9 protein-coding genes and 2 pseudogenes are annotated in these 13,537 nt (G+C 57.7%); 1 reads left to right on the top strand and 10 read right to left on the bottom strand.

Translation table 11 applies throughout. The features are described 5' to 3' along the window. Positions 1–204: 204 nt before the first annotated feature. Positions 205–1,860, bottom strand: a complete 1,656-nt coding sequence (locus EOA19_RS21665; protein ID WP_063169321.1) for an MFS transporter — start codon at positions 1,858–1,860, stop codon at positions 205–207. Between the two features lie 581 nt (positions 1,861–2,441). On the opposite strand from EOA19_RS21665, the pseudogene EOA19_RS35965 reads away from it, so the two are divergent. After that, positions 2,442–2,608 (top strand): annotated as a pseudogene (locus tag EOA19_RS35965) (IS21 family transposase); the annotation flags it as partial. Positions 2,609–3,008: 400 nt separating this feature from the next. Here EOA19_RS35965 and EOA19_RS36450 read toward each other — a convergent pair. The 9 genes and pseudogenes from EOA19_RS36450 to EOA19_RS21625 form a co-directional block, all read right to left on the bottom strand. Beyond that, entirely contained in the window at positions 3,009–3,215 is a 207-nt protein-coding gene (locus EOA19_RS36450) for an SDR family oxidoreductase (RefSeq protein WP_199489648.1), read from the bottom strand. Continuing rightward, positions 3,203–3,484 (bottom strand): annotated as a pseudogene (locus EOA19_RS36445) (SDR family NAD(P)-dependent oxidoreductase); the annotation flags it as partial. The pseudogene EOA19_RS36445 and the gene EOA19_RS36450, both read right to left, overlap by 13 nt. A gap of 27 nt (positions 3,485–3,511) precedes the next feature. After that, positions 3,512–3,709: an SDR family oxidoreductase gene (locus tag EOA19_RS36440; RefSeq protein WP_063169323.1), complete on the bottom strand. Its 198-nt coding sequence runs from the start codon at positions 3,707–3,709 to the stop codon at positions 3,512–3,514. Positions 3,710–4,448: 739 nt separating this feature from the next. Continuing rightward, on the bottom strand, positions 4,449–5,342 hold the full coding sequence (locus tag EOA19_RS21650; protein WP_224570030.1) for a polysaccharide deacetylase: 894 nt from the start codon (positions 5,340–5,342) through the stop codon (positions 4,449–4,451). A gap of 145 nt (positions 5,343–5,487) precedes the next feature. Continuing rightward, the gene (locus EOA19_RS21645) at positions 5,488–6,891 is read right to left on the bottom strand and encodes an aspartate aminotransferase family protein (RefSeq protein WP_063169325.1); all 1,404 of its coding nucleotides are present in this window, start codon (positions 6,889–6,891) and stop codon (positions 5,488–5,490) included. A 13-nt stretch (positions 6,892–6,904) separates the two neighbouring features. Next, complete coding sequence (locus tag EOA19_RS21640; RefSeq protein WP_063169326.1) at positions 6,905–8,383, bottom strand: NAD-dependent succinate-semialdehyde dehydrogenase; 1,479 nt, start codon at positions 8,381–8,383, stop codon at positions 6,905–6,907. Between the two features lie 973 nt (positions 8,384–9,356). Then, the gene (locus tag EOA19_RS21635; RefSeq protein WP_063169327.1) at positions 9,357–10,535 is read right to left on the bottom strand and encodes a Xaa-Pro peptidase family protein; all 1,179 of its coding nucleotides are present in this window, start codon (positions 10,533–10,535) and stop codon (positions 9,357–9,359) included. 401 nt (positions 10,536–10,936) lie between these two features. Next, entirely contained in the window at positions 10,937–12,085 is a 1,149-nt protein-coding gene (locus EOA19_RS21630; RefSeq protein WP_063169328.1) for a M20 family metallopeptidase, read from the bottom strand. A gap of 36 nt (positions 12,086–12,121) precedes the next feature. Continuing rightward, a complete protein-coding gene (locus EOA19_RS21625; protein WP_063169329.1) occupies positions 12,122–13,300 on the bottom strand; it encodes an aminotransferase class V-fold PLP-dependent enzyme in 1,179 nt (392 codons plus the stop codon). Between the last annotated feature and the right edge of the window lie 237 nt (positions 13,301–13,537).

Here is a 13,537-nt window from a genome sequence, read left to right as displayed (position 1 = left end):
GCCTTGTGCGTGCGATTGGAGCCAAGCGACTATTCGGTCGTACGTGACGAAGGCGAAGATCCCAGGCTCACCCACGGTTGTGGCCGGAGGGGTGTCGGGCGACTTCGCCTTGCTTCGAACCGGATGGCCATCCGGTTCGAGGCTCAGTCGCTTCCATCGCACAAAGTCCTCTGCGTGCAGATACAAGGGGTTAACCTCGAAGAGTCAGTGTCGGAGAAAATAACGTGCTGATTCATCGGACTTTAGGGCCGAGCTTGTTGGTCGCTCGATAAAAAGCATGATTTTAGGCGGAAGCTGTCCTGCATGCAATTTCAGCACTTGTTTACCCAATTCCTTGTCTGCTTCCGTGAGACGATGGTTCAGGCGAAGGTAGTCGGTCCAGGTCGGCGTGCGGAATGTCTCTATCCATTGCATAGGCTCCTGAAGGTTGCGCTGGAGAGTCCAATGACGAGCGCCGACGCGACTGTGCACATGCCGGCGCGCCCGCATGAGTTCCAGGAATGCTTCGCGATTTTCCTCGGGCACTAGGTACTCGACTTTGACCACGATGGGACCGCTTCTTGGCTTGAGATTGAGGGCGACTGCCGGTGCGTCGAAGTCCTCCAAAGCATCTGGATCGGATTCGCGGCGCTCGCGAAGGGGAAACAGGAGGCCCGTGGCGGCGACCAGCAGAAGGGCTCCAGCGGAGCCCTCCAGTGCCAAGGTCAGTGAATGGTTCTGGGCCACCGTGCCCCACACCCAACTGCCCGCTGCGATGCCGCCATCGATCAATGCATAGTAAATCGAGATGGTGCGCCCCACGACCCAGCGCGGGCTTGCCAGTTGCACGGTCACGCCGACCCCGGACCAGGCGGTGACCCAGCCCGCGCCACCCATGGCGAGTGCAATTGCCGCCACTGCAATCGAAGAAGTCAGCGCAAGCGAAAGGGAGCATGCCGCGCAGGCGACGCATGCGAGCGTCATCAGCCGCTCTTGTGACAAGCTCCGTCTGAACACGCTGTTCGAGATGCCGGCGAAGACGGCGCCTGTCCCGAATCCGGCCATGAGCGTGCCATAGGCGAGCGGTCCGCCTCCCAGCTGGTCGCGGACAACCAGCGGCAGCAGCGCGAGAATGGCGATGCTCGCCAGACCAAAGAGGGTTCCGCGAGTGATCGCCGTCTTAATCTCCGACGACATCGCCGTGAAGCGTAGCCCGTCATAGATCGCCGTCCTCATCGACTCACGTGGGAGAGGTGATGAGCGAACCATCCACTTGCAGCGCCATATGGTTACCAAAGGGACCAGATAGGTAAGACTGGTTACGGCGAAAGCCGTCATCAGCCCAAAAGAGGCAACTACTATGCCACCGAGCGCCGGGCCTACGGTCCGAACAGTGTTGAAGCCAACGGAGAGGAGCGTGACGGCGGCGGGAACGTCGCGTCGGTTCACCATATCGCCAACCGAGGCCTGCCAGGCTGGATCGTGGAGAGCGCCGCCGCATGCGATCAAGAAGCTGAAGCCGAGGATCATCCACGGATCGACAAAGCCCAGCACCACAAAAGCCGTCAGCATCGCAGATGCCAATACCATAAGGCACCGGCCGGCGAACATGACCCGGCGCCGGCTGAAATTATCAGCCAAGGCCCCGGCGAAGACGGATAAGATGAACGCTGGCAGGTTTGAAGAAGCCTGAACCAGCGCGACCATCAGATCGGAAGTCGAAATCGTAGCCATCAGCCAGCTGATGGCAACAGTCTGCATCAACCAGCCGAGCGAGCTGACCTGCGTGGCGAACCAGATTGAACGAAAGCTCGGATTTCTGAGGGGCGCAAATGCTCCTGGCGAATTTGGATCGGCGACTTGGTCCGCAAGACTGCTCATCAATCTAACTCTTGCCTATGAGCCAGTTTTACATTGCTCCGACAGCCAGCAGCCGCCCAACCCGTTGAAGGTCCGAATCGGCCAATGTGCGCAAATAGTTACAACGCCCGGCAGGAGATTGAACTCGCTGCCGGGCCGATGCGCCTTGGGAGGAGGCGTAGTTGGAACCTTTGTGAAGACTTGGAACCAGCCGCATCAGGCCAGCCTACACTTACAATATGAGGATCAGACCACTCCAGGATTTTAGTGCATTGAATGGGTACTCTTCCAGCAATCCTCGCCAACAAATGCAGGAGATCGGCGTCGAGCTCCTAAATCTGCATAATATCGGTGATTCGCGGGCGAGCAGTGCAGTGGGCACATTCTCCAAGCTAAACGCTGAACGGGCTTTTTGCTTCTCAAATCGCCATAACAGGGAGAGATGGGCAAATACTACTTCAATATGCTCCCAAGGACGCTGAGTTGACTGCAGCCTCAGCAGAGCTCTCCGCGTGCCTTTTTGCGGCTCCCCGCGGTGCTCGCGCCCGCCGCGCCTGCAAAGGCTTTCCTCAACAGTCGTTCAGTTCGAGCAGCCTTTGCCAACTCTGACTCAAAAGCTGCCCGACTGGATTGACGGCCTCAGCTTCTTCGGCGGGTCACTGAGGCGATCCGTCTGCTACAACCTGGTGTGGCCAAGGCGCTGTGGTTCGCGCCGACGCTGAACGCGACCGTTGCGACAATGACCGAGCAGTACGACACTGCCATATTGATCGCTGGGAAGCGCGCGAAGGGTAAATTCAACTTGCCCACCACCGCGATCAAATGTGCGCCGGGTAATGGCGCCGCTAACAGGATCGACCACCGGAACCGGTTACCGGCAGAGTCGGTCTGCATCCGGGAATTGCAGGGCCATCCTGTGTATAGGCTTAAATTGCGCTATTCTTCTCTACTGTGACAGGCGGGAGCCGCCGTCGACGGGGATCACTGCGCCCGAGACGTAGAACGCGTCGTCCGAAGCAGGAAGGCGATCACCGCCGCCTGCTCCTCCGGCGAGGAGACGCGCTCGAGCGGATTGGCGCGACCATCAGGCGTTGGTAGCTGCGTACGTGCAGCGCTCGAGTCATGTCGGTGGGGACCACGCCGGGCGCCACCGCATTCACGGTTATACCCTACAGGCCCTGCTCGCCGGCCTGCTGGAGCGTGAGATACGCGATCCCGGCCTTGGCCACCGAATAGCCTACCGTTCCGGGATAGCCCGTAAGCCCGAGGATCGAGCTGACATTAATGATCCGCCCGCCCGGCTGGCGCATCCGCGGCCGCAACTCGCGGGTCAGGCTGATGACTGCACGCAAGTTGATATCGATCAGCGGGAACAAAAGGCATCGTCAGTATCGGCGAGCGACTTCGAACCGCCAATGCCGGCATTGTTCACGAGGACGTCGAGCGTCTCGATCCTTGCGGCATCCAAGGCGGCCAGAACCCGCCCTGCGGCGTCGGGCATGGCCAGATCGCAGACGAGCGCCGTCTGGCCAAGGCCCGCAGCTGTGTCGTGCACTTTATCCAGAACATCCACTAGCAACACCCACGCCTCTTCCGAGCCAAGCCACGCCGCTGTTGCGGCACCGATCCCGCGCGCCGCGCCGGTGACGACGACAGTGTTTCTGACCGGAGCTTAGGCAAGGCTGCCTCCGTCGACCGTAAGCGCGGCGCCGATGGTGAAGCCCGCCGCATCGTCCAGCAGATAGCCGACAGCTGTCGCCACCTCGGACGGCAACCCCATTCGGCCCATCGGATGCGCAGCGATGATCTTCGTCCGGCGCTCGACCTGTGCCGCTTCTCCCCGGGCGAAGGCGACGCCGGCCTCGGCCAACGGCTGGCGATGGTTCCGGGGCAGACACAGTTTGCGCGGATATTTCTGCCGCGTGGTTCAGCGCCAGCGTGCGAGTCATCATCACAACCGCCGCCTTGGTCACCGAATAGATCGGCACGTCCTTCGAGGCCTGCAGACCAGCAGTCGAGCTGAAGAGCACCACCGATCCGCGGCCAAGCTCGCGCATCTGCGGGATGCAGCTTGCAGATTCGCCAAATGGCCCCGACGTTGAAGCTGAACATGGCTTCGTACCCTTCACGTCTATCAGCCGCTTCATCGCACCGTAATGCCAGCGGCCGCGACCAAGCCCTCAACCGGCCGGCCAAAGCTCTCGCGGGCGAGGTCGACCAGCCCTTCCAGCATCGCCGGATCGGTCACGTCGCAGACAACTCAACGGGCACCAGGACAGGCGGCCAGAGTTTGGTCCAGAGCCTCTTGCGACAGGTCAGCCAACACCAAATCCGCTCCACCCGCCGCCAGCAGTTTGGCACTGGCCGGGCCAAGCGCGCCACCCGCCGGTAATCAGCACCGTTTTTCCGGCAAAGGTCGTGTCAATCAAGATTGTAGTCCTCCTCCAAGATAAGAACTCCCACTGTACCCGCTCTGAAAGCGAATACCGGACAGCGGATGATCCGCGTCATTCCAAATCCATTGGTGACCGCCGCAACGGTCGAGGCGCAGGACGGCTTGCGCCGCCCCAAGAACACCGCACTCTACCGGCGTTCCTGTCTGAGAGTTTTCAGAGACATGAGGACGCACGCTCGGCGACCTGATGATGTGTGGCGAACCAAACGTCACCCTTTGCTTTGGCGCGTCGAATTAATTCTTCTACGATCCAGATCCGTGAGCGATATCCAATGACGTGTGGATGCAGAGTCAGCTGAAATAAATCGGCATCTTGATAGGCCCCTTCGAACTCCCGAATAAATACAGAAAGCACGTCGTCGACTGATAAATCTGGCCGTGAAGACCCATCGGGACTCATCCAAAGATAAGTGGCATCGTCTCGAATCCATTCGACCGGTATTTCAATCACTCCCGTGGGTTCCTCGTCTTCCAGCAGCTCATAGCAACTATCATCGGCCATAAGGGATGAGTCGTATGTCAATCCGGTTTCACGTATGATCCGTAGAGTTGCGTCGGAAAAATCCCAGGAAGGCGTTCGAATTCCCGTCGGGCGTTTGGAAGTGATTTTTTCAAGAGTGTCGGCACTCCTCATCATTAAAGAGCGCTCGCTCTCTGCGCTCAGTTCCGAGTTTAGCTCGTGTATCCAGCCGTGCATGCCAATTTCATGGCCTTCATCGACAACTGCGCGTTGCTCGTCTGGATACAACTGAGCGATCACAGCGGGAACGAAAAAACTCGCCGGAACGTCGTACTTTCTCAAGAGTTCCAAAGCCCGAGGCATCCCTCGTCGGCTCCCGTACTGACCCCAGGATAATCTGCTTAGCGATCGCCCTCCCCTGCGCAATTCGTTCGACTCATGATCGACGTCGAACGAGATGGCGAAGGCACAGCGTTTACCGCCGGGCCACATTGGTCTTAGTGCCTTGCCCGCTCTGACTTTGTTGATGCGCCGCCGCCAATGGCTTTCAGGCCATTCCCAGGGATTGAGTGCGGTCGAATTGGCCACCAGTTCCTCCTGAGCAGTGTCTGCATTGAATTCCGCCGAAAACTCAATGAGCGGAACGCGGCACCAGCTCAGCTGGCAGCCCCGCAAGCCGATCAGGCCGTCGCTTGAGTTTGCGCCTTGATTACGACAAGATGGCCCAACTCATTCAGATTTTCTCACTCTCGCGAACAAGCTCATCCATAACCGAGCGCACGGCGCTTTCTGCGATTGCAACAATCTCCTCCGCCTCAGCTTTGGTTGTAACCAGCGGCGGAGCAAAGCCCAAAATGTCCCCGTGCGGCATGGCCCGAGCGATAAGACCACGGTCACGGGCGGCCTTCGAGATTCGCGCACCTACCTTGAGCGCCGGATCGAAACGCTTCCGATTGTCGCGATCGGCAACGAACTCGATTGCGCCCATAAGACCGACGCCCCGCACTTCGCCGACGATCGGCAACTGCGCGAACCTCTCCTGCAACTGCGCCTGGAAAAACGCGCCGACGTCACGCGCATTGCCGGGGAGGTCTTCTTTCTCGACAATATCGAGGACCGCGTTGGCCGCGGCGGCGCCGATCGGATGACCAGAGTAGGTGTAGCCGTGCGAGAATGCCCCGACCTTGTCGGCTCCATCCTCCAGGACTTTATACACCTTCTCACCGACGATTGCCGCTGAAAGCGGGAAGTAGGCCGACGTCAAACCTTTAGCGATCGTGATGAGGTCTGGCTCGATGCCATAGTGCTGTGAGCCGAACATGGAACCGGTGCGGCCGAACCCTGTGATCACTTCATCGGCAATCAGCAGCACATCATGTTTTTTGAGGACCGTCTGTACCGCTTCCCAATAGCCTTCCGGCGGAGGCGTGATACCACCTGTGCCGAGGACGGGCTCGCCAATGAAGGCGCCGACGTTGTCCGGGCCGAGCCGCTCGATCAACTGATCAAGCTCGGCGGCGCGGCGAGCGGAGAATTCGCGCTCGGTTTCGCCCGGGGTTGCGCCCCAGTAATGATGTGGAACACCCGTGTGAACAATCTGCGGAAGTGGCAGGTCCATGTGGTCGTGATAAAAGCTCATGCCCGTCATCGAGCCCGACACGACGCTGCAGCCGTGATAGCCGCGTTCACGGGAGATGATCTTCTTTTTGGTCGGCTTGCCACGCAGGTTGTTGTAGTACCAAACAAGCTTGGCCTGGGTCTCGTTCGCATCCGAGCCGGACATGCCATAGAACACCTTGCTCATCTTGCCCGGCGCCATCTTCACAAGGCGATCGGAGAGGATCGCAAGCTCGTCGGTCGTGTGCGCCGCATAGGAGTGGTAATACGCCAAGCGATAGGCCTGACGCGAGATCGCATCGGCGACTTCCGTGCGGCCATACCCGACATTGACGCAGTATAGGCCGGCAAAGCCATCGATAAATTGGTTGCCATGCGCGTCCTGGATGCGGATCCCCTTCCCTGTCACCACGATCGTTGGGTCGCCGAGCTTGCCAGTGGCGAAATCTTTAAGCTGAGTGAAAGGATGCAAGACCGAGTTGCGGTCCTTTTCGGTGATCTCTTTGATGTTGATGGTCATTGAATGCTTCCTTTCAGGCCGCGATGTTGCCGATGCAGAGGTATTTGGGTTCGAGATATTCGATAAGACCGTGCCTTGAGCCCTCGCGACCAAGGCCGGATTGTTTCCAGCCGCCGAACGGAATGCCCGGCCCCGTAAATTTTGGAGTATTCACGGCAACCATGCCATATTCGAGCCGGTCGGAGAGCCGCATGGCTCGGTTGAGATCTTGGGTATAGACGTAGGCCGCAAGTCCCATCTCGGAATTGTTGGCTCGCGCGACCACCTCCCGTTCGTCGTCGAAGGGCAGGATTGCAGCGACAGGTCCAAACGTTTCGTCCTTCGCAATCACCATGTCATCGGTCACATTAGCAAGCACGGCCGGCGTGACGAAGTTCCCGCCAAGCGAATTGTGCTGTGCGCCTGCTACCATTCGAGCCCCGGCTGCTAGAGCCTCAGAAACCTGGTGCCTGCATTTGTCAGCACCAGACGTCTTTGTCATCGGACCGATGTCGACACCTGGCTCCAATCCGTGCCCGACCTTTAGTTTACTGGTGGCCTCGGCAAATTTTTCCGTAAAATGCTCGTAAATCTCTCGCTGCACATAAATCCGGTTTGCCGCGAGACAGTCCTGACCGGATGTCGCGAACTTGGCTGCCATGCAACCGGCGACCGCAGCGTTGATCGGCGCATCGCCGAAAAGGATGAAAGGAGCATTGCCGCCAAGTTCGAGCGAGACTTTCTTCACTGTCTTCGCGGATTGCTCGAGAAGGATTCTGCCGACCTCGGTGGAGCCCGTAAAAGAGAACGCACGCACGTGGGTATGCAACAACAGCCGTTTGGCAAGTGGCGGAGCTTCGCCCGTGATCACCTGAAACACGCCGGGCGGAATGCCAGCATCCCCGGCAAGGCGGGCAAGCGCGAGGGCCGACAGTGGCGTTTCGGGTGCCGGCTTTACAATCATTGTGCAGCCAGCGGCCAGTGCAGCTCCAGCCTTTCTGGTGATCATTGCCGCTGGGAAGTTCCATGGCGTAATGGCGACAGTCACCCCGATCGGCTGCAAATGCACGGCCAGCCTGCTTGCGGGGAGATGGCTGGGAATCGTTTCGCCGTAAGCCCGCTCCCCTTCCCCTGCAAACCAATCTAAAAAGCCGGCAGCGTATGAAACTTCGCCGCGGGCTTCAGCAATCGGTTTTCCTTGCTCGGCCGTTATGATGACAGCCAGGTCTTCGGCGCTCTCCCGCATGCCTGCCGCCCATTTCCGCAGATATGCACCACGCTGTAACGGAAGCATGTCGCGCCACTTGAGGAACGCTGCTCTTGCGCAATGGACCGCGTCGTCAACGTCGGCGTCTGCGCAAGCCGCAACTTGAGCGATCTCGTCACCGCTGGCAGGATCAAACACGGCAAGAGTATCTGATTTGGAGAGCCAGGCGCCGTTCAGATACGCATCACCACGCAAAAGGTCTGGCCGTTTGAGCCTGCGTAATGCCGTGATTGACGTACCCCTCATCTAAGACTCCAATGGTATGCTGATGCCTTTAGGTTATTGCTGCCACAGCGCCGATCGGCAGCGCAGTTGATGCCCCTTTAGCTGCATTCCTGCAAACAGCAGCCAATTCGCGTAGAATTGGACACGGCTCACAACTTCACTTGCCAGGAGGCTTAGCGACCGCGAGCGAAGGTCGCGCTGGTCGCCGGCGGCGCGGAAAGTAGTTGGTTCCAGCGCCGATCTCCCGATCCCGAGTTCCCGATCTGGCCTCGTGGCATTAAGTTCTCGACCGACACCGATCAGGCGCACTGACGCAGGCGCAACCGCCTCGAATCTTAGACGGAACTCGCCGCAAGGCTACTTTCGTCCGGCACTGTGCAGGGTGACCGCGACCGCTTCAGACACGATGGCATCGCGGACGACTTCATTCGGAAGGAGGTCTTGGGGTCCCGAAATTGAGGTCCCCGCGATAACCCAGACATTCACTTGGTGAAGTGGTGAAGTCGCACGAAACAGCAGAAAAGGATGAAGCGAGCCCCGGGCAAAAGGCGAGCTTCGCTGCCGAGCCATCTATCGGGAACAACGTGTGCTGATGTCGCGACGTGTTGCACGGACGGGGCGGACCATACTCGCGTTCCCACCGGCGCGCAGGGTTGGCAAGAGCCCGCTTCAGGCGCGCGTAAACTCGTCCTCAATGCTCCTCAAAAGCTAAGTCCTCTTGCGTCATCCGCGCATTTGTAGAATGGGGCAACGTTCACGCCGCGCTCGCGTCACAGGTGGCTCATTTCGGCCTACGGATCTTAATCTCCGCTGATGCAGAGAACTCATGTGCTAGGCGAGATTCTCCTGTCCCAGAGGTTGGGCATGCCGCACCTCTCAGACAGCGCCGTCCTTAAGCTAGATCCGTTCATCCGCTCGCCGCAGAAACAAATTTCAACCGGCTTCGAACGGACCCAGTGAGATCGCAAAACGATTTGGGTCACATCCAAATCACCTAGTCCACGACGATCAAGCGGCGATCAACATCTGCCAATCGCTCACCGCCCCTTTCGGTTACAATAAATGATTCAGAGATGGCGGCGCCGAACCCTTCGAGCCTAACCCCCGACTGAAAATGGAAGCACATTCCTGGTTGTAGGATGGTCTTGTCGCCCGCGCGAATACTAACCGTGCGTTCGCCCCATTCCGGCGGGAAGTTGAGTCCGATTGAATAGCCGGAGCGGCCTATCTTGATATACCCGTTCCGCTTGAGGATATCTTGCCACACCGCATTAAGCTCCTCAACGACGGTACCAGGCTTTGCCATCTCGAGCACAGCATCCCCGCCTTCCACTATAACCTCAGCAAGACGCGAGACCTCTGCGGGTGGCTTTCCGATGTGGACGGTGCGGCACAGCGGCGCACAGTAGCGGCGTCGGGTGGCGCCGAACTCCATGAGAACCAGGCCAGAGGTCGGCAAGGGCTCCTCGGTCCAACTGAGGTGCGGAGCGTTCGTTTGTTCGCTAGTCTGGATAAGAGGAGGACCGCTAGAGTCGCCATATTTACCGTCCACCCCTCGTGTCTGGGCCCGGTACACCTCCGCGACGACCTCATGTTGCGGCACTCCAGGCCTTAGGTTAGCGATTGCCGTCTGCATCGTATGCGTTGCAAGGTGGCCCGCTTCTCTCATGTAGACTAGTTCAAGGTCAGATTTTATAAGCCGTGCCCAATTGACTAATTCGCGGCTATCAGAGAATTTTGCATTCGGAAGGCCTTTGACGAGATGTTGATGTGCTCGGGCAGTATAGAAGTGGGCGTTAAGCTCGACACCGATTCGATCAGATCCCCAGCCGCGCGAATTGATAAGCTCGCAAAGATCGTCAAATGGATGTAATTCTGGATGTTGAAGTCTATGATCGGAAAATGAGCTTATATTTTCTCTAGGCAGATCCGTCGTTATATAAGCGGAATTTACATCGACGAAACGTCCGAACCAGAGGGGCATGTCCGACTGGAGATGCACTAAGACCACCTGAGGCACGTAGAACGAATAGCCGTCAAAGCCGGTAAGCCAATACATATTCGCGGGATCCTGGCAGATCAGCAAGTCCAGCCCCGCTCGCTCCATCCGCTGCTTCACGTCATGAACACGACGCCGAAACTCCTCGGGCGGAAATGGCTTCTCATATTTCATCTCGTCGAGTCCTTCAAAACAGGCATTCCTCGAACGGATCAGGCATTCGTCCTGTCCGCATACTTTCTCTTCGTATCACGTCACAAGAGGCTGTTTTCCCCGAGGATTTCTTCTTGTCGCGGAAAATCTGCATTTCCTAGGCACTTGCCGTACGTTATCCGCATATGAGCGCCAAATTTTCGGTGGCTCTGCGTCTCCGGTGGAAGATCATGCCCTCCCTATGGTGAAGACGCACTCTGCCTGTCGCAACAGAATTTCAAGCACGGGCGGCAAGATCTACGTGGGAAGCGCCGACGAGACCAGCGAAGATCGGGACGTTGCGGCCGCCACGCTCATGCAGCATCCGGGGCGTCCGCGGCCCAATGGACGGGGTTTGAGCACCCCCATCAGGCCGGCCACTCCTAATATGTGAGCATGATTCTCTGGTACAAATCAGCAGCCTTGGTCAGTTGATCGATTTCAACGAACTCGTTGTTCGTATGGGCTTGGGCAGTACGCCCGGGTCCGATAATCACACACGGGATCCCAGCCAATGACAGCTGATTTGCATCCGAGCCGCCGGTGGCTCCCTTCTGCTCTCCGGTCCCCGCGACGTGGGCACAAGCCGCTCCTGCGACTGCTGCAATTTTGCTCGACCCGGAACTGATTGGAGGCGGGTCTTCCAATGCGGGAAGCAATGACCGAACATTGATCTTGTCTTCGCCCTGGCGAAGGCCTTCCAGTATGCTTTCTACCTCCGCCAACGCGTCCTGCGGCCGCTCCCCGGGTATGAGACGCCGATCGACCCAGATACGGCATACCGGCGGTACAGTGGTAAGTTCCAAACCTCCTTCGATGAGGCTCACGGTCAGCTGTGATGACCCTACCAATGGGTGCTGCGCCCGAGACACAAGGGATCGATGGTGCTCATCAAGTGCCAATACCACCTTGGCCATGCCCGTGATCGCGTTCACTCCGAGATGAGGCTTCGACGTATGAGCCGGTACACCCTGAACCTCGATTTGCCAGCGGACAGAACCCATGTGAGCTACAACGAGCTCTAATTCGGTGGGTTCACCGACTACCGCACCCTCATAAGCGACACCGGAATCGGCTATAGCGCGGGCGCCAAGTTTGCGGTACTCTTCGTCAATGCTGGCTGCCACAACAACCGTGGCCCGGGGCTGCCGTTCACCAAGTGAGCTAAGCGCAATCAACATAGCTGCAAGTGAGCCTTTTGTGTCGCAGCTACCTCGCCCATATATTCGCCCGTCCCGTTGCTCACCCGAGAATGGATCTGATTCCCACCTATCGATAGGAACGGTATCCATATGAGCAATGAATAGAATACGCCTATCGGGTTCTTTCCCAGGTACCCAGGTCAGGAAATTCGAGCGACCATCGGCCACCTCCTGTATCCCGTAAGCCAGCTTCCGCTCCTTGCAAAAACCCTCGAGGAACTTGGCTACACCTTGCTCTCCACTACCTTTTGGCGACAGCGATGGATTGATGCTCTCGATCTTTATAAGATCTTGGAGAAGTCCGATAGTCTCGGCGCTCTGGGTCGACATGTACTCTCCTGTGTGCATGAACTAGCCGTGTCGCTCTTACTTCGACCAGCTCTTGGCCAGATTGATTACGCGATCGACTTCATCGGCGGTGTTGTAAAGATGCAGGGAAAACCGGAGCATGCCTCTGCGTATTGAGACGATTACCCCGTTCTTCGTGAAATGCTCGTGAAGCGACCGAATGCGGGCGTCGACTGGGCGCCCTTCAACAAGATCGCTGGAATCGCCAACGGCTACGATACTTCCAGTGTGAGCGCCTGGTGGCCCGCCGCAGACCGGAAGCCCGATATCTAAGAGACCAGTGGCCATACGTTTTGCGAGTGAGGTAACGCTCTGGTCGATCGCCTCGGTTCCGATATCAAGTAGCTGGCCCATTGATGCATATGCAGCCAACATGCCAGGGAAGTTGTAATGCCCGATATCAAAGCGGGGCGCGCCAGAGCGCAACTTTACAAAACTAGGTACCGGAGCTGATTCTGGCGCGTTTCCGAAATCTACGCTGAAGCGCGCAAGATAGGCCGGGCTCAGCCGATCGGCCCATTCTTTACGGCAATATAAAAAACCCGATCCATAAAGACCCATCAAACCCTTCACAGTGGACACTGCTACACCGTCTACGCCAAGTCGATTGACGTCGGTGTGGAGTATCCCAACAGATTGCGTCGCGTCCGCCAAAAGAAATGCACCGTAGTGCCTACAGGCTTCGGATATCTGCTCCATGACGGTCCGAAACCCCGGAACCATCGTCACCGTCGCCAAGGCAACAACGCGGGTATGAGAATCAATCGCCTTTACGAATGCATCAGGGGGAATTGAGCCGTTATCCGGCTCTACGACTCGCAACTCGACATTGTAGCGGTCTCTGATCTGAATCCATGGCAAGATATTATTTGCGTGTTCCAATTTTGGGCATAGAACGACGTTGTCTCCATCTCTCCAATCGATCGCATTAGCGATGATGTTGATGCCTTCCGATGCATTCTTGGTAATTGCAATTTCATCGTGATCTGAATTGATAAATTGTGCGAACCTAGCGCGAGTACGCTCGACGTGTTCGAGCATTCTTTCTTCGTCGTTTAGGCCATGCAGCCGATTGTTCAAATGAGGCTCGATTGAAGCCAATGTTGTGCTTGATATGAGGCCCTGGTTCGCGACATCCATGTAGATGGCGTTTGCTGTGGCTGGAAACTCCTTTCGGAGGATGTCCAAGGGAAGCATATGGCTTTCTCTCCTGGGAGTGCGGACGGCGGTTGAGCTACCTTGTTCAGGCGATCGTTCCGGCAAGGGTAAGAATGCCGCCAGACTGGTCTGCGCTGACCTGCCCATTTTACACGGTGCTCGTGCCGACTTTGGTCTAACATTCGGTCTCCCACGCCGCATTCCTGCGCCAAACCGCGATTCACGCAGAGATCGCGAGCCATTCTCGCGGATCACTGAAGCGTCTCGACGGAATGC

It is taken from the genome of Mesorhizobium sp. M7A.F.Ca.US.010.02.1.1 (genome assembly GCF_004023085.1).
Classification (GTDB): Bacteria; Pseudomonadota; Alphaproteobacteria; order Rhizobiales; family Rhizobiaceae; genus Mesorhizobium.
The sequence above is the reverse complement of the archived record's forward strand: the minus strand, read 5'-3'. Positions and strand labels throughout refer to the sequence as shown.

Bases quoted from the DNA above. Each gene is read 5' to 3' on its own strand.
- EOA19_RS21665 (WP_063169321.1), bottom strand. From the start codon at position 1,860: ATGAGCAGTCTTGCGGACCAAGTCGCCGATCCAAATTCGCCAGGAGCA.
- EOA19_RS21645 (WP_063169325.1), bottom strand. From the start codon at position 6,891: ATGACCATCAACATCAAAGAGATCACCGAAAAGGACCGCAACTCGGTC.
- EOA19_RS21640 (WP_063169326.1), bottom strand. From the start codon at position 8,383: ATGAGGGGTACGTCAATCACGGCATTACGCAGGCTCAAACGGCCAGAC.
- EOA19_RS21635 (WP_063169327.1), bottom strand. From the start codon at position 10,535: ATGAAATATGAGAAGCCATTTCCGCCCGAGGAGTTTCGGCGTCGTGTT.
- EOA19_RS21630 (WP_063169328.1), bottom strand. From the start codon at position 12,085: ATGTCGACCCAGAGCGCCGAGACTATCGGACTTCTCCAAGATCTTATA.
- EOA19_RS21625 (WP_063169329.1), bottom strand. From the start codon at position 13,300: ATGCTTCCCTTGGACATCCTCCGAAAGGAGTTTCCAGCCACAGCAAAC.